This window comes from Pseudomonas sp. FSL R10-1350 (assembly GCF_009600525.1).
Classification (GTDB): domain Bacteria; phylum Pseudomonadota; class Gammaproteobacteria; order Pseudomonadales; family Pseudomonadaceae; genus Aquipseudomonas; species Aquipseudomonas helleri.
In genome coordinates, this window is sequence record NZ_WIVR01000039.1 from 16,397 (window position 1) to 40,913 (window position 24,517).

Below are 24,517 nucleotides of genomic sequence, written 5' to 3' on the forward strand. Positions count from 1 at the left end.
AGCTCGCTCCTACAGGCGTGTTAGGCTATCCGGCCTTTACGACCTTCCTGAACATCTGCCGCGCCTTGCCCGTCAGGCGTTTGAGCCGCGACTCCTTGTCGGGTGCGCTCAAACCTTGCTGCTTGAGCCAGTCCTTCCAGCGAATGCGTTCTTCGCTCACCACCCAGCCCTCTTGCGGCGCAAAACTCTCCGCCAGGTACACGCCTCGGGTGCTGGCCGGTTTCAGTTGATCCTTGTGCAAGGTGTACAGCTCGGCGCACGGCTGGCCGTCGGTCAGCGGCATCAGGTACAGGTCCGGACGCTTGCGGTTGAGGCGGGCGACCAGTTGGTCCCCCTCCAGGCGCTCATCAACATGAAACAGGCTCAGTGACTTGGCTTCTTTGGGCACTTCAAGGCGCAGGTCGTAAATCAGTTGCAAGGAGGCGGTGGGCAGGTGCACATAGGCCCGCGGGCGCTCAAGCAACGGCTGGTTGGCGCAGCGCACCGGGCGCGCCGCACCAGAAAACGGCGCCAGGCGAAACGACAGCGCTTCACGGTAATGCAGCGCGCTGGCGTAGGGCGCGGGCAGCCAGATGTCGTTGAAACGCCCGCTGAGCCAGCCTTCGGGGGTCTCCAGCAGGCATTCTTCGGCCACTTCCTGAACCGCCGTGTGCAAGGGCAAGTTGACCTCATGGGCCGGTACGTAGCCGGAGATCAGCTTGAGCACCACGTCACCCCGGTCCTGACGGCGCTGGCGCACCAGCACCCAGTAATCGCGGCCCTGCCAATGCAGCGTCAAACGCACTGATACGCCGAGGTTGGCCAGCTCCAGCGCGAAGCGCTCGGTGTCGGCAACGCTGACCGGGCGGCGCTTGCTCAGGGTTTGCGCGAAGTTAAGCGGCATGCCGACACTTTGGTAACTCAAGCCCTCTGCCGTGGCTTCGACAAGCAACGGCAGGGTTTTGAAGTCGCTGGGGTTCTTGCGGATGAGCATTCGCGGCATGTCGGCTCCTTCTTGCGTCGGGGTCGGCCGAATCGGCGGCTTTAGGCGTTACGCAGAACCTGCGCAACCATTGCCACGTTATGGGCCAAGTGCAGCGGATTGATAGTGCCGACAATAGCACTGGCAACCCCGTGATGGCCAAACACCAGTTCGAAGCTGGCGCGCACCGGGTCGATGCCGGGTTTGAGGCACACATGGCCGCTGGCCAGGGCCTTTTTCACCAGAATGGCTTTGCCATGGGCAGCGGCGTAATCGATTACCGCCTTCTCGGCTTGCTCATTGAGGTTGTAGGTGACCATGGCGCAGTCGCCGTTTTCCAGGGCCTTAAGGCCGCCTTCGACGGTTTTGCCAGAAAAGCCGAAACCACGGATCTTGCCCTCTCGCTTCAGCTCGGCGAGGGTGGCGTACACCTTGCTGTCGTTGAGGATCGCGAGGTCGTTGCCGTCCGAGTGCACCAGCACCAGGTCGATAAAATCCGTTTTCAGACGTTGCAGGCTGCGTTCAACCGAGCGGCGGGTGTGTTTGGCGCTGAAGTCGTGGCGTGACTCACCGTTGTCGAACTCTTCGCCGACCTTGCTGACAATCACCCAGTCCTGGCGCTGGCCGCGCAGCAGCGGGCCCAAGCGTTCTTCACTGCGCCCATAGGCGGGCGCGGTGTCGATCAGGTTGATGCCCAGGTCGCGGCTCAGCTTGAGCAGCATCTTGGCTTCCTGGTCATCCGGGATCTGAAAACCGTTGGGGTACTTCACCCCTTGGTCGCGGCCCAGCTTGACGGTGCCAAGGCCCAGCGGCGACACGTGCAGGCCGGTGCTGCCCAGCGGGCGCAGAAAATCGTGCAGGGTCGCCTGGCTCATGGCAGCAGTTGCTCCCAAGCGGTTTTGCCCAGTGGCGGGCGAGGGAAGTCAGGCAGCGCAGGCACATTGCCGGGTTTGATCCCGTCTTGCTCAAGCGCGTGGATGACCCGGTCCGAGAAGTCCGGCGCCAGCGCCAGCTTGGTCGGCCAGCCCACCAGCAAACGGCCCGTATCGGCGAGGAACGCGTTATCCGGGCGGACCAGACCCGACTGCGCCGGTTCAGCGCGGTCGACCCGCAGGGTGGCCCATTGCGCCTGGCTCAGATCGACCCATGGCAGCAGGCTGGTCAGCTCTTTTTTGGCGGCGGCGATTTGTTCGTCCGGGGTGCGGGCCACGCCCTCGGCTTCGGCAATGTCACCGCCCACATACCAGACCCATTCGCCGTTGGCGGCCGGGTGAGTGGTCACGGTGATGCGCGGCTTGGGGCCACCGCCCAGGCAATGGGCATACAGCGGTTTAAGGCTCGGGCCTTTGACCATCACCATGTGCAGCGGGCGCAGTTGCTGGGCAGGGACGTTGATTTCAAGGCTGGCCAGCAGCTCGGCATTGCCTTGCCCGGCGCTGAGCACGATGCGTTGCGCGAGGATATCCAGGCCGTCGACCCGCAGGCCGATCAGGCGCTCATTCTCAAACAGCGGCTCGACCTTTTGCCCTGCCAGCAGGCTGTCACCGGCCAGTTCGGCCAGGCGCTCGACCAGGCTGGGCACATCCACCACCAGCTCGGCCAAGCGATACACCTTGCCCTTGAAACGCGGGTTTTGCAGGGCAGGCGGCAATTGATCGCCCTTGACCTGATCAACCCGGCCGCGCACGGCCTTGCTCGCAAAAAAGCTGGTCAGGTTGCCTGCCAACGTGCCGGGGGACCACAGGTAATGGGCTTCGGAGAGCAGGCGCACGCCGCTCAAGTCCAACTCGCCGTCACCGGCAAGGGCCTCGCGCCAGCGGCGCGGCATATCGGCAATGGCTTCGGAAGCGCCGGTCAGCGCGCCGTGCAGCGCGTATTTGGCGCCGCCATGAATAATGCCCTGAGACTTCAGGGTCTGTGCGCCACCCAGCGAATGGTTTTCAACCAGCACCGTGGAAAAACCCTGACGACGCAGGCGGGCATTGAGCCAGAGGCCAGCGACGCCAGCGCCGACAATCAGCACGTCGGTGGAAATTACAGATGCCATGGGCGACCTCAGCGTTGAAAGACAAGGCTGGGAGTATACAGCCTGATCCCGACTCTGCCTTTGAGGTGCCCAGAAAAGAGGGGCTACAGTGGCAAAGCTTTAATGCCCTGCCGTTTTGGAAAACAGTTGAATCACCACCACGCCCAGCACAATCAGGCCCATGCCGAGCATGGCCGGCAGGTCGAGTTTTTGCCCGTAGATAAACAAGGCGGCAACGCTCACCATCACAATGCCCATGCCCGCCCACACGGCATAAGCAACGCCCACGGGGATGGTGCGCACCACCAGGGTCAACATCCAGAACGCGGTGGCGTAGCCCACAATCACCAGAATGAGTGGCAATGGCGTACTGAACCCTTTGACCGCTTTCATCGAAACAGTGGCAATGACTTCAGCGCAGATAGCGATAGCCAGGTAGTAGTAAGCGGTCATGGTGCAATCCTGAGTGTGTGGCGAAGCAATTTAACAGCACGTCATTCTAGTGGTTGTAAAAGTGTGTAGGGGGCTTTTTGTCGCGCCTTGAAATGGGCGTGTTCGGTGCCATCATCGTGGAGGTCGTTTTCAAGTAAACTCCGGGCCCATGAATAGAACTCTCTACACCTTGCTGTTTCATCTGGGGCTGCCGCTGGTGGCGATTCGCTTATGGCTGCGGGCACGCAAGGCCCCGGCGTATGCCAAGCGCATTGGCGAGCGTTTCGCGCTGAATATGCCCGCCATGCAGCCGGGCGGGATCTGGGTACACGCCGTGTCCGTGGGCGAGAGTATTGCCGCCGCCCCGATGATCCGGGCGTTGCTGCAACGTTATCCACAGTTGCCGATTACCGTGACCTGCATGACCCCGACCGGATCGGAGCGCATTCAAGCCCTGTTCGCCGACGAACCGCGCATCCAGCACTGTTATTTGCCTTACGACCTGCCATGGGCCGCCGCACGTTTTCTGGATCGGGTGCAGCCCACACTGGCGGTGATCATGGAAACCGAACTGTGGCCTAACCATATCCACCAATGCGCCAAGCGCGGCATCCCGGTGGCGCTGGCCAACGCGCGCCTCTCGGCCCGTTCGGCCAAAGGCTATGCGCGGTTTGCCAAGCTCACCCGGCCAATGCTCGAAGAGATGAGCCTGATTGCCGCGCAGACCGAAACAGAAGCCGAGCGTTTCCGCCAGTTGGGCGCCCGCCCCGAGTGCGTTCAAGTGACCGGCTCGATCAAGTTCGACTTGACGATTGACCCCCAGTTGCTGATCAAGGCCCGCGCACTGCGTGAGCAATGGCAGGCGCTGGAGCGCCCGGTGTGGATCGCCGCCAGCACCCACGAAGGTGAAGACGCCATCGTGCTGGCGGCGCATCGGCAGTTGCTGGCCAGCTACCCGAACGCCTTGTTGATCCTGGTGCCGCGCCACCCGGAGCGCTTTAACTCGGTGTTCGCGTTGTGCCAAAGCGAAGGGTTCGACACGGTACGGCGCTCGGCCGCAACGCCGGTTAGCGCGCAAACACAGGTGCTGTTGGGCGACACCATGGGCGAGCTGCTGTTTTTGTACGCCCTGGCCGACAGCGCGTTTGTAGGCGGCAGCCTGGTGGCCAATGGCGGGCATAACCTGCTGGAACCAGCGGCGCTGTCCAAGCCGGTGCTGAGCGGGCCGCACTTGTTCAACTTCCTCGAAATCGCCGCGCTGTTGCGTGACGCCGGGGCGCTGGAAGAAGTGGATGATGCGCACGCTTTGGCGGTGGCGGTACGGCGCTTGTTTGAACTGCCGCAAGACGCCCGGCACATGGGCCAGGCCGGTTTGAACGTGATGCTCGCCAACCAGGGCGCCTTGCAGCGCTTGCTGGACGGGTTGGGTCGGTTGCTCGATAAGGCGTAATGCTCTTGTAGGAGCGAGCTTGTCTCGCGATCTTTTGATCTTTAAAAGATCGCGAGACAAGCTCGCTCCTACAGAGTTTTTACTGGCCGGCGTTACGAATGTTGGCAGCCGCTTCCTGGGCCAGGTCTGGCGGCAGGAAGTCTTTGTCCGGGTTGTAATCGGCTTTCAGGTAACGCGACAACGCATCCAGATCGCCCGGGTTCAACGTGCCTGCCGCCTGTTTAAGGCGCAGGTTGTCGAGGATGTAGTCGTAGCGACTGTTGTTGTAGTCACGCACCGAGTTGTACAACTGACGCTGGGCGTCGAGCACGTCAACGATGTTGCGCGTGCCCACCTGGTAACCGATTTCCGTGGCTTCCAGGGCGCTCTGGTTCGAGATGATCGACTGTTTGCGCGCTTTCACCTGCTCGACATCGGTATTCACCGCGCGGTGCAGGTTGCGGGTGTTTTCCACCACCTGGCGGCGCAATTGCTCACGTTGCTGCTCGGTCTGGTCCAGACGTGAGTACGACTCGCGCACTTGCGAGCTGGTCAGGCCGCCGCTGTAAATCGGGATGTTCAACTGAATGCCGATGCTGGTCTGGTTGACCGGGCCGCCGTAGCGCTGGTTCAGGGCGTTCGGGTTGGTCAGGCCGAAGGCATCGTTGTCACCGGTCTTGTATTGCGCCACCGCGTCCACGGTCGGCGCGTGGCCGGCCTTGCGTTGCTTGAGGGTGTCTTGCGCGGCGTCTACGGCGTAGTTACTGGCCAGCAAGTTGAGGTTCTGCTGCGCGGCGGTGTCGACCCAGGCTTTGGCGTCGTTCGGCGTGGGCGGCAAAATCGGCAGGCTGTGGCGCATGCCTTCAATGGCGTTGTACTGGCGGTTGGTCAGCGTGACCAGCGCTTCAAAGGCGTCTTCGACCTGGCGCTTGGCGAGCATGCGGTTGGCCCGCGCCGTGTCGTAGCTGGCCTGGGATTGCAGCACGTCGGTCTTGTCTGACAGGCCCACATCAAAACGCTCGCGGGACTGGTCCAGTTGACGCTTGAACGCCGCTTCTTCGGCCTTGGTCGCGGCCAGGGTGTCCTGGGCACGCAACACCGAGAAGTAAGCATTGGCGCTTTGCAGAATCAGATTTTGCTCAGTGGCCGAGAGTTGCAGCGCGGCCTGTTCATTGATCGACTCGGCCGCCTTGAGCTGGAACCAGCGGTCAATGCGGAACAGTGGCTGGGCCAGTGTGGCCTGGTAAACCATCAGGCTGCGGTTGGTGGTCATCGACGGCCTGTCGATGGAGGTGCGCACACTGCTCGACTCGGCGCCGCCCGACAGATTAGGCAGCAAGCCGGCGCGGGCCTGGGGGACGACTTCCTTTTGTGCCGAGTAGCTGGCACGAGCTGCCGCGAGGTCGGCGTTGTTGTCGACAGCTTCCTGGTAAACGCTGACCAAACCGTTTTGGTTGGACACGGGCGCGGGTGAATCCACAGCCATAGCGTTGGTCGCCCAGGACACGGCGATAGCCAGCGAGAGTTTGCGCAGCATGAGCGATCCCTAGTTCAATAATGCGAAATTGATTGTCGAGGCCGTGTTCTGGCACTCGGAGTTTCAAGACGTAGCGAGTGTAGTAGTTTTGGGTGCAGAGAGCAGCCGCAAGTTGGATCAACACCAAAAGCTTGCTGCTTGTAGCTAAAAGCTTGGCGCTGCCATAGACTGGCAACGTTCTTGTCGGGGTGCCTTGCTATGAGGCTGAGATCGAATAATTTCGGATCCCGTTGAACCTGATCAGGTTAGCGCCTGCGTAGGGAACAAGATTTCTCGTCTCCCGGCGAGTCCTCTTGAGTGCCGTCCGGGATCGATTGTTCAAAAAATGATCAATCGTCCGAGGTCGTCACTCAGCACCCAGTCCTTGGGTGCGTCCGTGCTTTTTTCAGGTTCTCCCTCCGACAATCCACCTGGATGCAGTCTGGAGAGCCGTGATGAGTACAACACTAAAAAACGCGATCAATCTCAGTGATTCGGCCAAGGTCGATGAGCAGTCGGTCAAGCCGTTTACCCGCTCGCAAAAAGTTTACGTACAGGGTTCGCGCCCGGACATTCTGGTGCCGATGCGCGAAGTCAGCCTTGATGTCACGCCGACCGATTTTGGCGGTGAAATCAATGCGCCGGTATTGATCTACGACACTTCAGGCCCGTATACCGATCCTTCAGTACAGATTGACGTGCGCAAAGGCCTGGGCGACGTGCGTTCGGCCTGGATCAATGACCGCGATGACACCGAGTGCCTGCCGGGCCTGAGCTCGAACTTCGGGCAAATGCGCCTCGATGACGCCGAACTGACCAAACTGCGTTTCGCTCACGTGAAAAACCCGCGCCGGGCCAAGGCCGGGGCCAACGTCACCCAGATGCACTACGCGCGTCAGGGCATCATCACCGCCGAGATGGAATACGTCGCCATCCGCGAAAACATGAAGCTGCAAGAAGCCCGTGCGGCGGGCTTGCTGGACCAGCAGCACGCCGGTCACAGCTTCGGCGCCAACATCCCGAAAGAAATCACCCCGGAGTTCGTACGCGACGAAATCGCCCGTGGCCGCGCCATCATCCCGGCCAACATCAACCACGTTGAACTGGAACCGATGATCATTGGCCGTAACTTCCTGGTGAAGATCAACGGCAACATCGGCAACAGCGCGCTGGGCTCCTCCATCGAAGAGGAAGTGGCCAAGCTGACCTGGGGCATTCGCTGGGGCTCGGACACGGTCATGGACTTGTCCACCGGCAAGCACATTCACGAAACCCGTGAGTGGATCATCCGCAACTCGCCGGTGCCGATCGGTACGGTGCCGATTTACCAGGCGCTGGAAAAGGTCAACGGCGTGGCCGAAGACCTGACCTGGGAGCTGTTCCGCGACACCCTGATCGAGCAGGCAGAGCAGGGCGTGGACTACTTCACCATCCACGCCGGGGTGTTGCTGCGCTACGTGCCGCTGACCGCCAAACGTGTGACCGGCATTGTTTCGCGGGGCGGTTCGATCATGGCCAAGTGGTGCCTGGCGCACCACAAAGAGAACTTCCTCTACACCCATTTCGACGAAATCTGCGAAATCATGAAGGCCTACGACGTCAGCTTCTCGCTGGGTGACGGCCTGCGTCCGGGTTCGATTGCCGACGCCAACGACGCGGCGCAGTTCGGTGAGCTGGAAACCCTCGGCGAGCTGACCAAAATCGCCTGGAAGCACGACGTGCAGTGCATGATCGAAGGCCCGGGCCACGTGCCGATGCAGTTGATCAAAGAGAACATGGACAAGCAGCTGGAGTGCTGCGACGAGGCGCCGTTCTACACCCTCGGCCCGCTGACTACCGACATCGCGCCGGGCTACGACCACATCACCTCGGGCATTGGCGCGGCGATGATCGGCTGGTTCGGGTGCGCCATGCTCTGTTACGTCACGCCCAAAGAGCACTTGGGCTTGCCGAACAAGGATGACGTGAAGACCGGCATCATCACTTACAAAATCGCTGCCCACGCCGCGGACTTGGCCAAGGGCCACCCCGGTGCACAAATCCGCGACAACGCGTTGAGCAAGGCACGTTTCGAGTTCCGTTGGGAAGACCAGTTCAACCTTGGCCTGGACCCGGACACGGCGCGTTCGTACCACGACGAAACCCTGCCGAAAGACTCGGCCAAGGTCGCGCATTTCTGCTCCATGTGCGGGCCGAAATTCTGCTCGATGAAAATCACCCAGGAAGTGCGCATCTACGCCGCCAACCAACGCATTGAAGCGGTCGACGTCGACGTGGCCAAAGGTCTGGCGGAACAGGCCGAGCGCTTCAAGCAGGAAGGCAGCCAGTTGTACAAGAAGGTGTGATGTAAGCAGTTCCCCTTGTGGGAGCGGGCTTGCTCGCGATGCGAACGACGCGGTCTGCATGTGAAACCGTGTCGACCCCATCGCGAGCAAGCCCGCTCCCACGGGTTTGATTATCCGGCACTTTCTTTCTCTTCAAGAGACTCTTTCCTTGAACACACCCAGCACTTACTCGCCGGATACCGCCGTCCCGTTGGACAAGCGCGTCTTCGGCGCTCGCGATCTGTTTTCCTTGTGGTTCTCCCTCGGCGTCGGGCTGATGGTGTTGCAGACCGGGGCCTTGTTGGCGCCGGGGCTGGGCCTGTCGGGTTCGCTGCTGGCAATTTTTCTCGGCACGCTGGTGGGCGTGGCGTTATTGGCGTCGGTGGGGGTGATTGGCAGCGACACGGGGCTGTCTTCCATGGCCGCGCTAAAACTCAGCCTGGGCAGCCGCGGTGCCATGCTCCCTGCCGTGTTGAACGTCCTGCAACTGATTGGCTGGGGCTCGTTCGAAATCATTGTGATGCGCGATGCCGCCAGCCTGCTCGGCGCGCGGGCCTTCAGTGAGGGCAGTTGGCTGAGCAACCCGCTGCTCTGGACATTATTCTTCGGCGCCCTGGCCACGTTGCTCGCGGTCAGCGGGCCGTTGGCGTTTGTGCGCAAGATCTTGCGCAAATGGGGCATCTGGCTGTTGCTGGCCGCGTGCCTGTGGCTCACCTGGAACCTCTTCGCCAAGGCCGATCTGGCCACGTTATGGGCGCAGAAGGGCGACGGTTCGATGCCGTTCGCGGTGGGTTTCGACATTGCGATTGCCATGCCACTGTCGTGGCTACCGCTGATCGCCGACTATTCGCGCTTCGGCAAACGCGCCAAAAGCGTGTTTGGCGGCACAGCGCTGGGCTTTTTGATCGGCAACTTCTGGCTGATGAGCCTGGGCGTGGCCTACACCCTGGCGTTCGCGCCGAGCGGTGAAGTCAATGCGCTGCTGCTGGCGCTGGCAGGGGCTGGGCTGGGGATTCCGTTGCTGCTGATTTTGCTCGACGAATCTGAAAACGCCTTCGCCGACATTCACTCGGCGGCCGTCTCCAGCGGGTTCTTGCTGCGCTTGAAAGTTGAGCACCTGGCGTTGGCCATTGGCGTTATCTGCACCTTGATCGCCCTGCTGGCGCCGCTGGCGCAGTACCAAAACTTCTTGCTGCTGATTGGCTCAGTGTTTGCGCCGTTGTTCGGCGTGGTGCTGGTGGACCACTTCATTGTGCGCAAACGCAGCGTCGACGTGACACCGGGCCTGCTGCGCTGGCCGACATTGCTGGCCTGGTCGGGCGGGGTGCTGACCTATCACCTGCTGGCCAACTTCTACCCGGATGTCGGCGCAACCTTGCCGGCGTTGCTGCTGGCCGGGCTGCTGATGTGGGTGTTGGGTCGCAAACGTTAATTCACAACCCAAAACCCACTGTAGGAGCGAGCTTGCCTCGCGATCTTTTAAAAAGATCAAAAGATCGCGAGGCAAGCTCGCTCCTACAGACGTTTTGGGTTAGCCGCGACCCGGCAACCACTCCGGCTTGATAATCCCGTTCAAGCGCGAATACGGAATGCTCAGCTCAACGTTGCCATCGGAGTACGGGGCAATGCTGTACACGTCGTACTTGAGCAAAACGCTGTCTTTAAGCAGCGCCACGTTCGGGGTTTGCTGGAACGGCCAGGTTTTGACGAACTCCGCATCGTTGCTGCGGTGCGAGTTGATCAGCCAGTTGTTGTGCGCCACTTTGGCCGCGCCCCAGAAGGCTCTTTCCTGACCCGGCAGGAGCATGTCCTGCAAGGTCACTTCTTTATGGTCTTTACGCGACCAGTTGATAAAGCCACGGCCCGGCATGCCATGCGCGCCGCCGGTGTCCAGGTAGCTGATCAACTCGATTATCACCAAGTCGTCATGCTGCTCACGTACCTTGGCCTGCAAATACATGCTGTTGCGGGTGTCGGCAGTGCGCAGGAACTGCTCGCGGTAAGCGTTCAGCGACGGCGCCAATTTGTCGTCCGGCGAGTTGACGGTCATTTTCAGCAGGCGCTGTTCGATCAGGGCGTCCAGCTTCGGGTCGGCGGCAAAGTGCACGGTCTCAATGTTGACCAGCGGGCAGTCATCGCCCTTGCAGCCCGCTTTGACCTGCTCGGAAGCATCGGGGGTGAACGCCAGCGGTTTGGGTTGAAAAGCACTCTGGCAAGCACCCAGCGCGAGGGCGATGCAAGTCAGGGAAGCCAGTTTTAAAAGTGACATGGTCGTCCTTCATCAACGAAAGAAAGGTGAATGCAGGCTCGTTCGACTGCCAACAAGGGCGTCAGTTCGCCGCTAAGCTTGAAGGTGTCAATTAGAGTTGGTTTGCAGGCAATCCGTCTATCCCCACGTTATAAAAGGGGCTGCATCCACAAGCACAGGCGCGTTAGGATGCGCGATGCCGTGGGGTCACCCCCGGTGTGAATTTGCCAGCAAGAGGTTTTCCATGACTGACATCACCAAGGCCAAGCCCAGCGCCGTCGAGATCGTAAAACGCGAAAACGGCTACCAGGGGTTTTACCAACTGGACCGGGTTTTCCTGCGCCATGAGTTGTTTGCCGGTGGCATGAGCCGTGAGATCAGTCGTGAGGTGTTTGTGCGTCATGACGCGGTGTGTGTGCTGCCTTATGACCCGGTGCGCGACGAAGTGGTGTTGATCGAGCAGTTTCGCGTTGGCGCCCTGGGCAAAATCGACAACCCGTGGCTGATCGAGCTGGTGGCCGGCCTGATCGACAAAGAGGGTGAAAACGACCCCGAAGACATCGCCCACCGCGAAGGCGAAGAAGAAGCGGGGCTGACGTTCTCGGCGTTATGGCCCATTACCCGTTATTTCCCGTCACCGGGCGGCAGCACTGAATTTGTGCACGTGTTTCTGGGGCGTTGCGACAGCTCTAATGCGGGCGGCCTGCATGGTCTGGACGAAGAAGCCGAAGACATTCGCGTGACTAAATGGGCGTATGAAGATGCGCTGCAAGCGGTGCGTGATGGACGTATTTCTAACGCGGCGAGCATTATTGCCCTGCAATGGCTGGCGCTTAACCGCGCTGAAGTGAGGGGGTTATGGCAGTAAATGGCGTCCGTGATCGCTACCGGGTTGATTTGATTGGCTTGCAGGCTGCCTGCGAAGCCAACTATGCGCGGCTGATGCGTTTATTGCCTGACATGCGCGAGCAACCGAGCGCGCGACAGATCGCGGTCACTCAGGGTGAGCAGATGCTCGGCGTGCTAACCCTTGAAGTGATGCTTGACTGCCCGTACACCAGCACCTTGCGCGTGCGCCAGGAACACAGCCTGCCGTGGCTGCCGGTGCCGGAACTGCAAGTGCAGGTGTACCACGATGCGCGCATGGCCGAGGTGATTGGGGCTGAACATGCGCGGCGCTTTCGCAGCATCTATCCTTACCCCAATGATGCGATGCACCAGCCCGACGAAAAGGCCCAGCTCAATGTGTTTTTAGGTGAGTGGCTGAGCCATTGCCTGGCCTGCGGGCACGAGTACGCCGTAGTCCGCTGATCGTTGTATTAGGTAGGAGCTGCCGCAGGCTGCGATCTTTTGATTCTTTGTAAAGATCGCAGCCTGCGGCAGCTCCTACGTTTGAGATTGATTTTTACCGTTGCTCGGGAGAGCCATCTTGTCCAACGCTTCCACGCCGACCACCGAACACTCGGTGCTGCTGGTGCAACTGACCGATAGCCATTTGTTTGCTGACGCAGACGGTTCGCTGCTGGGGCTGAACACGGCGCAGAGCCTGCAACAGGTGGTCGACAAGGCGCGGGCCGAGCAGGCGCAGGTCGATCTGCTGCTGGCCACCGGTGATTTGGCTCAGGACGGCAGCGTTGCGGCGTATCAGCGGTTTCGGCAAGTGAGCGAGCCGTTGTGCGCCAATGCCCGCTGGCTCCCCGGCAATCACGACCGATTGGCGCAGATGCGCGAAGCCACCGTGCAAACCCGTCTGTTGGAGCCGGTTGTGGATATCGGCAACTGGCGCATCATTTTGCTCAACTCGCAGGTGCCGGGCGCCACGCCGGGTTATCTGGAGGAGGAGCAATTACAGCTGCTCGCCAAGGCCGTGAGCGAAGCGCCGCAGCGTCATCATCTGGTTTGCCTGCACCACCACCCGGTGCCGGTGGGCAGTGAATGGATCGAGCCGATCGGTCTGCGCAACGCTAAAGAGTTCTGGGCCGTGCTGGATCGCTTCCCGCAGGTGCGCGCCGTGCTCTGGGGGCATATCCATCAGCCCTTCGACCATGTGCACAACGGTGTGCGCTTGCTGGCAACGCCTTCTACCTGCGTGCAGTTCACGCCGGGCAGCACAGACTTTGATGTCAGCGGCGAGGCGCCCGGCTATCGCTGGCTCCGCCTGCACCCCGATGGCGCGCTGGACACCGGCGTGTCGCGGCTGGATAACTTTGTGTTCACGCCCGATTACAGCGCGAACAATTACTGAGTGGGCGGGCCTGAATTATCTTGAAACGGCCATGGCCCCTTGAGTCAGGCTAAACTGCGCGTCTTTCTTGAAACAGCGTTCGGCTAAATCTGTACTCGGGAGTTAGTGCATGTCGGGTTCCATCTTGTATATCCATGGGTTCAACAGCGCCCCCGAGTCGAAAAAGGCCGTCCAGCTGGCCACCGTGATGCAGCGCATCGGGCTGAGTGAGCAGTTGCGCGTTCCGGCCTTACATCACCATCCGCGTGAAGCGATGGCGCAATTGCAGGCGGCAATCAGCGAACTGGGCCGTCCTTTGCTGGTCGGAAGCTCGCTCGGCGGCTACTATGCGACGTATCTGGCCGAACAGCATGGGCTCAACGCCTTGCTGGTCAACCCGGCCGTCAGCCCGCATCGTCACTTCGACGGCTACCTGGGCACGCAAACCAACTTTTACAGCGGCGAAACCTGGGAGCTGACCCACGATCACGTGCTGGCCCTGGCAGCGCTGGAAGTTCCGGCCCCGCAAGACCCGCAGCGTTATCAGGTGTGGTTGCAAACCGGCGACGAAACCCTGGATTACCGCCATGCCGAACAGTACTACGCCGCGTGCGCGTTACGGATTCAGGGCGGCGGCGATCACAGTTACCAAGGGTTTGCCGAGCAACTGCCGGGGCTGTTGAGTTTCGCCGGGATAGCAGCACCTCAGTATCAAACCATCGACTTCGCGGTGCTTTAAGCGCGAGTCGAATGGCCCTTATTTTTCACTTACGACTAACGACGAGACCCTATGGCCACTCCCAGCGCTAGCTCTTATAACGCAGACGCCATCGAAGTCCTCTCGGGCCTCGACCCGGTGCGCAAACGCCCCGGCATGTACACCGACACCAGTCGGCCAAACCACCTGGCCCAGGAAGTCATCGACAACAGCGTCGACGAAGCCCTGGCCGGTCACGCCAAATCGGTGCAAGTGATCCTGCACGCCGACCACTCGCTGGAAGTCAGCGACGACGGGCGCGGCATGCCGGTCGACATTCACCCCGAAGAGGGCGTGTCAGGCGTCGAACTGATCCTGACCAAGCTCCATGCGGGCGGCAAGTTCTCGAACAAGAACTACCAGTTCTCCGGCGGCCTGCACGGCGTGGGGATCTCGGTGGTGAACGCCTTGTCGACCCAAGTGCGGGTCAAGGTCAAGCGCGACGGCAACGAATACCAGATGACCTTTGCCGATGGCTTCAAGGCCACCGACCTCGAAGTCGTCGGTACGGTCGGCAAGCGCAACACCGGGACCAGCGTGTACTTCGCCCCGGACCCTAAATACTTCGATTCGCCCAAGTTCTCGGTCAGCCGTCTCAAGCACGTGCTCAAGGCCAAGGCTGTGTTGTGCCCGGGCCTGTTGGTGAGCTTTGAAGACAAAGGCACCGGCGAGAAGGTCGAGTGGCACTACGAAGATGGCCTGCGCTCGTACTTGGTCGATGCGGTCAGCGAATTTGAACGCCTGCCAGACGAGCCGTTCTGCGGCAGCCTGGCGGGTAATAAAGAAGCTGTCGACTGGGCGCTGCTGTGGCTGCCAGAGGGCGGCGACAGCGTGCAGGAAAGCTACGTCAACTTGATCCCGACCGCCCAGGGCGGCACGCACGTCAACGGCCTGCGCCAGGGCTTGCTCGACGCCATGCGTGAGTTTTGCGAGTTCCGCAGCCTGCTGCCACGTGGCGTGAAGCTGGCACCTGAAGACGTCTGGGAACGCATTGCCTTCGTCTTGTCGATGAAAATGCAGGAGCCGCAGTTCTCCGGCCAGACCAAAGAGCGTCTGTCGTCCCGTGAAGCGGCGGCGTTTGTCTCGGGTGTGGTCAAGGACGCGTTCAGCCTGTGGCTCAACGCCAACCCTGAACTGGGCATGCAACTGGCGGAGCTGGCGATCAACAACGCCGGTCGTCGCCTCAAGGCCAGTAAAAAGGTTGAACGCAAACGCATCACCCAAGGCCCGGCCTTGCCCGGCAAACTGGCTGACTGCGCCGGGCAGGACCCGATGCGCTCCGAGCTGTTTCTGGTAGAGGGTGATTCCGCAGGCGGTTCTGCCAAGCAAGCGCGGGACAAAGAATTCCAGGCCATCCTGCCGTTGCGCGGCAAGATCCTCAACACCTGGGAAGTCGACGGCAGCGAAGTCCTCGCCAGCCAGGAAGTGCACAACATCGCCGTGGCCATTGGTGTTGATCCGGGCGCGGCGGACATGAGTCAGCTGCGCTACGGCAAAATCTGCATCCTGGCCGACGCCGACTCCGACGGTCTGCACATTGCCACCTTGCTCTGCGCGTTGTTCGTGCAGCATTTTCGGCCGCTGGTCGACGCCGGTCACGTGTACGTGGCCATGCCGCCGCTGTACCGGATCGACTTGGGCAAAGAGATTTTCTACGCCCTCGACGAAGCCGAGCGCGACGGTATTCTCGACCGTCTGGTGGCCGAGAAAAAACGCGGCAAGCCGCAGGTCACGCGATTCAAAGGCCTGGGCGAAATGAACCCGCCGCAACTGCGTGAAACCACCATGGACCCGAACACCCGGCGTCTGGTGCAACTCACCCTCGAAGACTACGCCGCGACGTCAGAAATGATGGACATGCTGCTGGCGAAAAAACGCGCCGGTGACCGCAAGTCCTGGCTTGAATCCAAAGGTGACTTGCAGGTGCTGGCCTGATGCGCAGTGCCTTGCTGGCGCTGCTGTGTGTGAGTGCGGCCCCGGTTCTGGCGGATACCTGGCCAGAGCTGGCGCTGCAGTCCGAGCATCCGGTGGCAGGCATGCGCGGTGGTAACTTGTCCGGCCTGGCAATGTGCCAGGGCGAGATGTGGGCCGTGTCTGATCGCGATGATGATCAGCTGTACCGTCTGGATACCCGCGACCCGCTGTGGCAGGCCGAGGCGGTGGCCATTGAGGTGCCGCCTGCGCCCGAAAGCGGCTTGCCGTGGGGCGTGCGCATGATGGGTAAAGCCATCAGCCCGCTGCGCGGGGGCGATCTGGACTTCGAAGGCATCACCTGCGACGACGCCGGTAACCGTTACGTGGTCAGTGAAGCCCATGCTGCCGTGCTGCGGGTGCCGCCGATTGGCGCCCCGGCCTGGCTGAAAATCGACCCGGCGCTGGTGCGTCAGGCCCGTGCCAGCGGCATGTTGCTGCACTTTAATGCGCTGTTTGAAGGCATTGTGGTCAACCCGCAGGGCACGCAGCTCTGGTTGGCGGCCGAGCGCGAGCGCCGGGGTTTGCTGACCATCCGCAAGCAGCAGAGCGTGTGGGACTGTGAAAACGGTTGCGTGTTGATGAGCGAAGGCGGCCTTGAACAGCCACCGTCGCAACTCAATGGCAAGCCCCAGCAGAAAGACTTTTCTGATCTGGCGCTGTTCGAGGGCAAGCTGTTTACCCTTGAACGCATGGCCTACCGCGTGTGCCGTCGCACTCTGGACACCGGTGAAGTCGAGCGCTGCTGGTCATTTGCCAACGACGCCTTGACCAAAGAACGTTTGTACAAAAGCCCGTACGGCAACGCCGAAGCGCTGGTCATCGACGCCAAAGGCGCGTGGATCGGCGTGGATAACGGCAGCCACGTGCGCGCCGATGGCGAGAAACGCCCGATTGTCTGGCGCTTTGCTGCCCCGCAAGGTGGCTGGAGCGCCAAGTCATGAGCCAGCAGGCGCCGGGTAAAGGGATGGGGCGCATCTTCATGATCGTGGCCTGGTGCGCCGGTTTGTACCTGGCCACGCAGTTTTTCGGGCGTGTAGAGCAGCGTCAGCAAAACCCCAATACCGAGGTAGCCTCGCAGCAAGGCAAGGGCTATATCGAAGTGACCCTGCGCGGCAACGTGCAGGGCCACTTTGTCGCCAGCGGCCGGATCAACAACGTGCCGGTGGAATTTTTACTCGATACCGGGGCCACCGATGTGGCGGTCCCGCAGGAACTCGCCAGGCAACTGGCATTGCCCAGGGGCGCCGCCGTGACCCTGAACACCGCCAATGGCCGGGTTCAGGGCTACCGCACGCAAATCGACCGCCTGCAACTGGGCGCCATCGTGTTGCGCGACGTGCGTGCAGTGGCGGTGCCGGGGCTTGAAGGCGAACAAGTGCTGCTGGGCATGAGCGCTTTGAACAAACTTGAATTTACCCAGCGCGACGGCACCATGCTGTTGCGCCAGACAACGAACTGAATGAGGTCCGCATGAGCGACTCCCTTGATCTCAGCCTGGACGGCGTAGAACGCCGGTCACTGGCCGACTTCACAGAACAGGCCTACCTCAACTACTCCATGTACGTGATCATGGACCGGGCCTTGCCGCACATCGGCGACGGCCTCAAGCCGGTACAGCGGCGTATCGTGTACGCCATGAGCGAGCTGGGGCTGGACGCTGACGCCAAGCACAAGAAATCGGCGCGTACCGTCGGTGACGTGCTCGGCAAGTTCCACCCGCACGGCGACTCGGCCTGCTACGAAGCCATGGTGCTGATGGCTCAGCCGTTCAGCTACCGCTACACCTTGGTCGACGGCCAGGGTAACTGGGGTGCGCCGGATGATCCCAAATCCTTCGCGGCCATGCGTTACACCGAAGCGCGCCTGTCGCGCTACTCCGAAGTGCTGCTCAGCGAGCTGGGCCAGGGCACGGCAGACTGGGTGCCAAACTTTGACGGCACCCTCGATGAACCTGCGGTGTTGCCGGCACGTTTGCCGAACATCCTGCTCAATGGCACCACCGGTATCGCCGTGGGCATGGCCACCGACGTACCGCCGCACAACCTGCGCGAAGTCGCCAGCGCCTGCGTGCGTTTGCTCGATGAGCCGAAGGCCACCGTCGAGCAACTGTGCGAGCACATTCAGGGCCCGGACTACCCGACCGAAGCTGAAATCATCACCCCGCGCGCCGACCTGCTGAAGATCTACCAGACCGGCCGTGGCTCGGTGCGCATGCGTGCGGTGTACCACGTAGAAGACGGCGACATCGTGGTCACGGCGTTGCCGCACCAGGTGTCGGGCGCCAAGGTACTGGAGCAAATCGCGGCGCTGATGCAGGCCAAGCCGACCAAGCTGGCGATGGTCACCGACCTGCGTGACGAGTCCGACCACGAAAACCCGTGCCGTATCGTGATCATCCCGCGCAACAACAAGGTCGATCTCGACGAGCTGATGCAGCACTTGTTCGCCGTGACCGAGCTGGAGTCGACCTTCCGGGTCAACATCAACATCATCGGTCTGGACGGCAAGCCGCAACTGAAAAACCTGCGTGCCTTGCTGGTGGAGTGGCTGGAATTCCGCGTACAAACCGTGCGCCGCCGCTTGCAGTTCCGTCTGGATAAAGTCGAGCGCCGCCTGCACCTGTTGGACGGCTTGCTCACCGCGTACCTGAACCTCGACGAAGTGATCCACATCATTCGGACCGAGGAACACCCAAAGGCTGAATTGATCGCCCGTTTTGCCCTGACTGAAACCCAGGCCGACTACATCCTCGACACGCGCTTGCGCCAATTGGCCCGCCTTGAAGAGATGAAGCTGCGTGACGAGCAAGACGCCCTGCGTAAAGAACAAGCCAAGCTGCAAACCTTGCTGGGCAGCGAAGCCAAGCTGAAAAAACTGGTGCGCAGCGAGTTGCTGGCCGACGCCGAAACCTACGGCGACGACCGTCGTTCCCCGATCGTGGCCCGTGCAGAAGCCAAGGCCCTGTCGGAAAACGAGCTGATCCCGACTGAAGCCGTCACTGTGGTGCTGTCTGAAAAAGGCTGGGTACGTTGCGGTAAAGGCCACGACCTGGACGCGACCGGGTTGTCCTATAAAGCTGGCGATGGTTATAAAACCGCGGCGGCCGGGCGCTCCAACCAATTTGCCGTGTTTATCGACTCCACCGGGCGCAGCTACTCGGTGGCGGCGCACACCTTGCCGTCGGCCCGTGGCCAGGGCGAGCCGCTGACCGGGCGTTTGGCCCCGCCACCGGGTGCCACCTTTGAATGCGTGCTGCTGCCTGACGACGACGCGTTGTACGTGATCGCCTCGGACGCCGGTTACGGTTTTGTGGTGAAAGGTGAAGACCTGCAAGCCAAGAACAAAGCCGGTAAAGCCTTGCTGACCCTGCCAAAAGGCGCGCAAGTGATGGTCCCGCGCCCTGTGGCAGACCGCGAAAACAACTGGCTGGCGGCGGTAACCACCGAAGGCCGACTGTTGATTTTCAAAGTCAGTGACCTGCCGCAACTGGGCAAGGGCAAAGGCAACAAGATCATCGGCATTCCGGGCGAGCGCGTAGCTAGCCGCGAAGAGTACGTGACCGACCTCGCCGTGCTGCCCGACAACGCCACGCTGGTGTTGCAGGCGGGCAAGCGCACCTTGTCGCTCAAGGCCGATGACCTTGAACACTACAAAGGTGAGCGCGGGCGCCGCGGCAACAAGCTGCCGCGTGGCTTCCAGCGCGTAGACGCTCTGTTGGTAGAGACGCCTAACTAAGCGCGGTGCGCCGATCTGGGTTTTTTCGCGCAGATCGGCGCTGCGGCGCTGGAGTAAGGCCGCATATTCACGGATGATATGGCGCTCTTTCGCACAGCCGATAGCGATGTGCCCGATATTTTCTGAGAATGACACTGTGGCGTGCCGTGTGGCGGCCACCTGGATGGAATGATGAACGTTCTGCGCCTTCCTTTAATTGCGTTGCTGGCCGGTGTGCTTGGCCTGGCGGGGTGCAGCGTGCACCAGCCAGCGTCCCTGTACCAACTGGACAGCGGCAACCCCGGCCAGCCCAAGCAAAGCGCTGGCATGGCCGTACTTCTTGGCCCGGTGACCGTGGCTGATTACCTGCAACGTGAAACCCTGTTGCAGCGCCAAACCGATGGCAGCCTGAGCGCGGCGACCGATGGTCGTTGGGCGGGCAGTTTGTCGTCTGACATTGACCAGTTGCTGGTGCGCCAGCTGGCCTGGCGTCTGGACAGCCAGCGCGTGGTACTGGCCCCGGCCACGGCGGGGTTTGCCCCGGACGTGCAAGTGCTGCTGTCGATCACCCGGTTGGACTCGGGTAAAAACCAGCCAGCGATCCTTGATGCCCAATGGCGTTTGCTCGACCGTCGCGGTCAGGTGCGTGACAGCCGCATGGTGCACCTTGAGCAGAAGCATGATGGCAGCACGGCCGATCAGGTCCGCGCCCAAGGTGAGTTGTTGCAGCAACTGAGCGAACAACTGACCGTGGCGCTCAAGCCGCTGGCCAACCAGCCGCCCTTGATCGAACCGCACAAGCCTGAACCCAAGCCTGCGCCCAAGCAGGATGTGAACAGGCCCAAGATTCCGACGGCTTCACCGATTCGCACCGACATGGAAGTGTTCCGCTTCTGAGGTGATTGCCAGATACAAAAAATCCCGCACGTGTGCGGGATTGTTTTTTGCGTGTGGCCGGTACGTCAACCTCTATGTGGGAGCGGGCTTGCTCGCGATTCAGTCGACTCGGTACGTCTGACCCACCGAGGCGTGGCAATCGCGAGCAAGCCCGCTCCCACAGGATGTTCCGAGTGGCCTACCCGCGGCTCTCGTGCATCCGTGCCAGTTGGCGTTCGAGCATGGACGGGTAGGGCTCCATCAGGCGCTCAACACAGCAGGCGCCTTCAGGGCTGGCAATCGGGCGGATGCGCGCGCGTTGACGGATCAGTGCGTCGTCGCTGATCTTGCGCTCTACCAGCAGCAGGTTGCGGCTGTGTTGCGACAAGGCCAGGGCGTCCTGGGCGGTTTCAGTCAGCAGCAAATCGATCTGGCTCATGCCGCTCAGGCCTTCGCCAAGCACCAGGCCCAATTGCAGTTGCAGGGTGATGCCGCTGTCCGCGACTTCGATCTGCAAGGCATGGCCCAACGCGCGCAGCAGTTCACCGCAGCAAATGGCGTTGGTCAGGTAGTCGTCGCCGCTGTCTTCGCTGTGGAACAGCATCAGCGTGCTGCCATCGTTCAGCGTGTGCAGCTCGCTCTGGTACAGCGACGCCGCCTGGTTGAGGCAGTCGCGATAACGCTCCAGCAGTTCCATCAGGCGGGCGCGTGGCAGGCGACGCAGTTGCTCCTGGGCGCCCAGTTGCACGGCCAGCACAGCACTCGGTTGCGGGGCGGCAGGCTTGGCCGGTTGGGCCTTGACCACCGGCGCTGGCGCCTCGGACGCTGTGTCGCGCAGGTCGGCAAACGGGTCTTCGTCGTCGTTTTCGTCTTCTTCGGCACTGATGACCTGGCGCGGCGCAGCTTTTGGCGCCGGTGCAGGCGGGGTTTCATCAAAGCCCGGATCACGCAGGTTGCGCACTTCGAACGCCGGCTCGTCGTCTTCGGCTTCTTCTTCGTCGTCGTATTCCGGTTCTGGCTCGGGTTCCGGCTCAGGCGCTGGCGGGGCCAGGCGGGTGTGCAACTGGCGGGCGAGGTCGCCGATTTCATCCTGGCGGTTGATGGCCGGGGTGTAAGGGTCCGGCTCACGCAGCCAGACACGCAGTTGCAACAAAGGTGTCGTAATGTTCCTGCCCAAACGCAAGCTCAAGGCCAAGGCCAGCGCCAGCAAAATGGCACTCAGGATGCCCATGCTCTGCAAGCTGATGGTCATCGGCTGTTCGAACTGGTGCATGTCCAGGCTGATGCGCAAATGCCCGGCGGTTACATCCTGAAAGGTGATCTTGGTTTGATACACGCCTTCGGTTTCGCCCAGCAGGCCGCTTTTCGGGCGTTGCCCGGCTTCGGCGAGGATGCGGTTGTCGACGCTATAAATAGCGGCGTGGGCCACCAGCGGGTTTTTCGTCAGGTTATTGAGCAGCACGTTGAGGCTGAGGATGTCGTTGGACACCAGCAACTCGGTGGCCGACGTGGCTGTTTGTGTGGTCAGGCTCTGACCCAGCGCATCGGCTTGCTCGTGCATGGCCTGTTTGAACTGCAAACCCATGACGACTGCATAAATGACCAACGCCAACGCGACCAGAATCACGTTGTGGCTGGCAATACGCAGAGCTATCGGAACGCGTCTATCGCGAAGGGCCCGGAAGATCAGCAGGAAGAAGTTATCGGTTTTGACAGGCGATGGCCGGTTCACTGAGCGCGGCTCTTAGTCCGTTAAGTTGGTGCGCAGTATAGCGAGCAGCCCTGAGGCGGCAAAGCCTTGGCGATGCCCGATGGTCACTGAAAGTGGGTAGAATGCGTTTTTTTTAGCGAATGGGGGTGTGCCTTGCGCGAAATCGTCCTGATAAACATCACCGGTGAAGACCGTCCGGGTCTCACTGCGGCCATTACCGGCGTGTTGGCCAGCAATGGGGTGAATATTCTCGACATCGGTCAGGCCGTCATCCATGGCGTTTTGTCGTTGGGTTTTCTGGTGAATATTCCCGAGGCCGAGCAAGTCTCCGCAGTGCTTAAAGACCTCCAGCCCTTGATTGCCAATGAGGGCCTGCAACTGCGTTTTGACCCGATCACTGAAGATCACTACCAGCGCTGGGTCAGCGAGCAAAGCCAAAAACGCCATGTGGTTACACTGATGAGCCGCCAAGTGACGGCCCATGAGTTACAACGTGTGACGTCGGTAATCAGCCAGCACGGGCTGAACATCGAACAGACCGATCGTTTGTCGGGCCGTGTCCCGCTGGACGCCCCCACCGAACTGAGCAAAAGCTGCATCGAACTGCGCGTGGTCGGCGAGCTGGCTGACATCGACGCCTTGCGCGCCGCCTTCTTTAACCTGGCGCAAGAACTCCAGGTTGATATCGCTTTGCAGGAAGACACCCTGTTCCGTCGCAATCGCCGCCTGGCGGTGTTCGACATGGACTCCACGCTGATCGAAGCCGAAGTGATCGACGAGTTGGCCAAGGCCGCAGGCGTGGGCGACAAAGTGTCGGCCATCACCGAGCGTTCCATGGCGGGCGAGCTGGACTTCAAGGCCAGCTTCAAAGAGCGTTTGGCGCTGCTGCAAGGGCTGGATGTGAGCGTGCTGGACTCGATCGGCGCGTCGCTGCGACTGACCGAAGGGGCTGAGGTGCTGTTTGCCGAGCTCAAGCGTCTGGGCTACAAAACCGCCATTTTGTCGGGCGGCTTTACCTACTTCGCCAAGCAATTGCAGGCCAAGCTGGGCATCGACTATGTGTTCGCCAACGAGCTGGAAGTGGTGGATGGCAAAGTGACTGGCGTGGCAGTCGAGCCGATTGTGGACGCACAGCGCAAAGCCGATTTGCTGACAGAGCTGGCGCGCAAGGAAGGCTTGAGCCTGGAGCAGACCATTGCGGTCGGTGACGGCGCCAATGACTTGCCGATGCTGGCCATTGCCGGGTTGGGTGTGGCGTTCCGCGCCAAGCCGCTGGTTAAAAAATCGGCTAAATACGCGATCACGACCCTGGGTCTGGATGGTGTGCTGTACCTGCTGGGCCAGCGTGACCGTAACGGCCAGGGCTAAAGCCCGACGCATCCCCTGTAGGAGCGAGCTCGTCTCGCGATCTTTTGAGGGTTTAAAAGATCGCGAGGCAAGCTCGCTCCTACAGGGTCTGAAGTGTTATTCGCCGATCTTCTCGCCCATCATCACCGGCGTACCGGCCGCCAGGGTTTCAGCCCACTTCACTTGCTCCGGGCCAAACAACACGATGGCCGTCGAGCCCAGTTTGAAACGACCCAGCTCTGCACCTTTTTCCAGGTGGATCGGCGCACGGGCCGCTTCGTCGTAACGGAAGGTTTTCAGCTCGCGTTTAGGCGGCGTTACCAGACCGGCAAATACTGTTTCAATCGAGGCCACGATCATGGCGCCCACCAATACCACCGCCATCGGGCCGCGTTCGGTATCAAAAATGCACACCGCACGTTCGTTGCGGGCAAACAGCTCCGGCACGTTTTCAGCAGTGGTCTGGTTCACCGAGAACAGACGGCCCGGCACGTAGATCATCTCGCGCAGGGTGCCCGCCAGTGGCATGTGCACGCGGTGGTAGTCTTTTGGCGACAGATAAATAGTGGCGAACTCACCGCCCATAAACTGTGCTGCCACAGCGGCATCGCCGCCCACCAGTTCTTGCACGCTGTAGCTGTGGCCTTTGGCCTGGAACACGCGACCGTGTTCAATCGGGCCGAGCTGGCTGATTGCGCCGTCTGCCGGGCTGAGGATGGCGCCGGGCGTTGGGTCCAGCGGGCGGGCGCCGTCTTTCAAGGCACGGGTGAAGAAGGCGTTGAAGTGCTCGTAGGCGGTGACGTCTTCAATCAACGCCTGGGACATGTCCACTTGGTAGCGCTTGGCGAACCAGGTGGTGAACGCATTTTTAAACCAGCGCACACGGCATTCGGCAATACAGCCTGCCAGGCGCGACAACAGATGGTGCGGCAACAGGTACTGACTCAGAAGGAACAAACGCTTTTTCATGCAAAATCC

At 61.1% G+C, this 24,517-nt stretch carries 21 protein-coding genes and 1 riboswitch; of the genes, 13 read left to right on the forward strand and 8 right to left on the reverse strand.

All coding sequences use genetic code 11. The features are described from left to right. Positions 1 to 25: 25 nt before the first annotated feature. The 4 genes from GHO25_RS16840 to GHO25_RS16855 form a co-directional block, all read right to left on the reverse strand. Complete coding sequence (locus tag GHO25_RS16840; RefSeq protein ID WP_153328401.1) at positions 26 to 982, reverse strand: metal ABC transporter ATPase; 957 nt, start codon at positions 980 to 982, stop codon at positions 26 to 28. 41 nt (positions 983 to 1,023) lie between these two features. Then, positions 1,024 to 1,836: an aldo/keto reductase gene (locus GHO25_RS16845; RefSeq protein WP_153391341.1), complete on the reverse strand. Its 813-nt coding sequence runs from the start codon at positions 1,834 to 1,836 to the stop codon at positions 1,024 to 1,026. Further along, a complete protein-coding gene (locus GHO25_RS16850) occupies positions 1,833 to 3,008 on the reverse strand; it encodes an FAD-binding oxidoreductase (RefSeq protein ID WP_048366631.1) in 1,176 nt (391 codons plus the stop codon). Before GHO25_RS16850 ends, GHO25_RS16845 begins: the two co-directional genes overlap by 4 nt. A 99-nt stretch (positions 3,009 to 3,107) precedes the next feature. Continuing rightward, complete coding sequence (locus GHO25_RS16855; protein ID WP_048366630.1) at positions 3,108 to 3,440, reverse strand: multidrug efflux SMR transporter; 333 nt, start codon at positions 3,438 to 3,440, stop codon at positions 3,108 to 3,110. Between the two features lie 148 nt (positions 3,441 to 3,588). Between GHO25_RS16855 and waaA the strand changes: the two genes are divergently transcribed. Then, complete coding sequence (waaA, locus tag GHO25_RS16860) at positions 3,589 to 4,869, forward strand: lipid IV(A) 3-deoxy-D-manno-octulosonic acid transferase (RefSeq protein WP_153391343.1); 1,281 nt, start codon at positions 3,589 to 3,591, stop codon at positions 4,867 to 4,869. A 79-nt stretch (positions 4,870 to 4,948) separates the two neighbouring features. Here the strand turns inward: waaA and GHO25_RS16865 are convergent, their stop codons facing one another. Beyond that, on the reverse strand, positions 4,949 to 6,385 hold the full coding sequence (locus tag GHO25_RS16865; protein ID WP_153332828.1) for a TolC family outer membrane protein: 1,437 nt from the start codon (positions 6,383 to 6,385) through the stop codon (positions 4,949 to 4,951). 174 nt (positions 6,386 to 6,559) lie between these two features. Next, positions 6,560 to 6,665, forward strand: a riboswitch (TPP riboswitch). A 154-nt stretch (positions 6,666 to 6,819) separates the two neighbouring features. On the opposite strand from GHO25_RS16865, the gene thiC reads away from it, so the two are divergent. Together thiC and cytX are read left to right on the forward strand one after the other, a co-directional pair. Further along, positions 6,820 to 8,709 (forward strand): phosphomethylpyrimidine synthase ThiC, encoded by a 1,890-nt coding sequence (gene thiC / locus GHO25_RS16870; RefSeq protein WP_153391345.1) that lies wholly within the window; start codon positions 6,820 to 6,822, stop codon positions 8,707 to 8,709. Between the two features lie 148 nt (positions 8,710 to 8,857). Next, a complete protein-coding gene (gene cytX / locus GHO25_RS16875; RefSeq protein WP_178110115.1) occupies positions 8,858 to 10,120 on the forward strand; it encodes a putative hydroxymethylpyrimidine transporter CytX in 1,263 nt (420 codons plus the stop codon). A 99-nt stretch (positions 10,121 to 10,219) separates the two neighbouring features. Here cytX and GHO25_RS16880 read toward each other — a convergent pair whose 3' ends face one another. Then, positions 10,220 to 10,957: an RsiV family protein gene (locus GHO25_RS16880; RefSeq protein ID WP_048366625.1), complete on the reverse strand. Its 738-nt coding sequence runs from the start codon at positions 10,955 to 10,957 to the stop codon at positions 10,220 to 10,222. Between the two features lie 223 nt (positions 10,958 to 11,180). On the opposite strand from GHO25_RS16880, the gene GHO25_RS16885 reads away from it, so the two are divergent. The 9 genes from GHO25_RS16885 to GHO25_RS16925 all read left to right on the forward strand — a co-directional run bounded on the left by GHO25_RS16885 (position 11,181) and on the right by GHO25_RS16925 (position 20,502). Then, positions 11,181 to 11,804 (forward strand): NUDIX domain-containing protein, encoded by a 624-nt coding sequence (locus tag GHO25_RS16885; RefSeq protein WP_123751141.1) that lies wholly within the window; start codon positions 11,181 to 11,183, stop codon positions 11,802 to 11,804. Next, positions 11,795 to 12,247 carry a DUF1249 domain-containing protein gene (locus GHO25_RS16890; RefSeq protein WP_153391349.1) on the forward strand — a complete coding sequence of 151 codons (453 nt, stop codon included), beginning with the start codon at positions 11,795 to 11,797 and terminating at the stop codon, positions 12,245 to 12,247. Before GHO25_RS16885 ends, GHO25_RS16890 begins: the two co-directional genes overlap by 10 nt. Positions 12,248 to 12,365: 118 nt before the next feature. Continuing rightward, positions 12,366 to 13,181, forward strand: coding sequence for a 3',5'-cyclic-AMP phosphodiesterase (gene cpdA, locus GHO25_RS16895; RefSeq protein WP_153391351.1), 816 nt, complete (start codon positions 12,366 to 12,368; stop codon positions 13,179 to 13,181). A 109-nt stretch (positions 13,182 to 13,290) separates the two neighbouring features. Beyond that, positions 13,291 to 13,899 carry a YqiA/YcfP family alpha/beta fold hydrolase gene (locus GHO25_RS16900; protein ID WP_153391353.1) on the forward strand — a complete coding sequence of 203 codons (609 nt, stop codon included), beginning with the start codon at positions 13,291 to 13,293 and terminating at the stop codon, positions 13,897 to 13,899. Positions 13,900 to 13,950: 51 nt separating this feature from the next. Continuing rightward, positions 13,951 to 15,852 (forward strand): DNA topoisomerase IV subunit B, encoded by a 1,902-nt coding sequence (gene parE / locus GHO25_RS16905; protein ID WP_153391355.1) that lies wholly within the window; start codon positions 13,951 to 13,953, stop codon positions 15,850 to 15,852. Next, on the forward strand, positions 15,852 to 16,832 hold the full coding sequence (locus GHO25_RS16910; RefSeq protein ID WP_153391357.1) for an esterase-like activity of phytase family protein: 981 nt from the start codon (positions 15,852 to 15,854) through the stop codon (positions 16,830 to 16,832). Before parE ends, GHO25_RS16910 begins: the two co-directional genes overlap by 1 nt. Next, positions 16,829 to 17,350: a TIGR02281 family clan AA aspartic protease gene (locus GHO25_RS16915; RefSeq protein ID WP_153373562.1), complete on the forward strand. Its 522-nt coding sequence runs from the start codon at positions 16,829 to 16,831 to the stop codon at positions 17,348 to 17,350. The genes GHO25_RS16910 and GHO25_RS16915 overlap by 4 nt, the downstream gene beginning before the upstream one ends. 11 nt (positions 17,351 to 17,361) lie before the next feature. Continuing rightward, entirely contained in the window at positions 17,362 to 19,626 is a 2,265-nt protein-coding gene (gene parC, locus GHO25_RS16920; RefSeq protein ID WP_123751146.1) for a DNA topoisomerase IV subunit A, read from the forward strand. 171 nt (positions 19,627 to 19,797) lie between these two features. Then, complete coding sequence (locus tag GHO25_RS16925) at positions 19,798 to 20,502, forward strand: membrane integrity-associated transporter subunit PqiC (RefSeq protein ID WP_178110116.1); 705 nt, start codon at positions 19,798 to 19,800, stop codon at positions 20,500 to 20,502. 178 nt (positions 20,503 to 20,680) lie between these two features. Here the strand turns inward: GHO25_RS16925 and GHO25_RS16930 are convergent, their stop codons facing one another. Further along, positions 20,681 to 22,213 (reverse strand): AhpA/YtjB family protein, encoded by a 1,533-nt coding sequence (locus GHO25_RS16930; protein ID WP_178110117.1) that lies wholly within the window; start codon positions 22,211 to 22,213, stop codon positions 20,681 to 20,683. Between the two features lie 132 nt (positions 22,214 to 22,345). On the opposite strand from GHO25_RS16930, the gene serB reads away from it, so the two are divergent. Further along, positions 22,346 to 23,560, forward strand: coding sequence for a phosphoserine phosphatase SerB (serB, locus tag GHO25_RS16935; protein ID WP_048385250.1), 1,215 nt, complete (start codon positions 22,346 to 22,348; stop codon positions 23,558 to 23,560). Between the two features lie 96 nt (positions 23,561 to 23,656). On the opposite strand, the gene asd is transcribed toward serB, so the two are convergent. Then, positions 23,657 to 24,508: an archaetidylserine decarboxylase gene (gene asd / locus GHO25_RS26135; RefSeq protein WP_048385252.1), complete on the reverse strand. Its 852-nt coding sequence runs from the start codon at positions 24,506 to 24,508 to the stop codon at positions 23,657 to 23,659. Positions 24,509 to 24,517 lie beyond the last annotated feature (9 nt).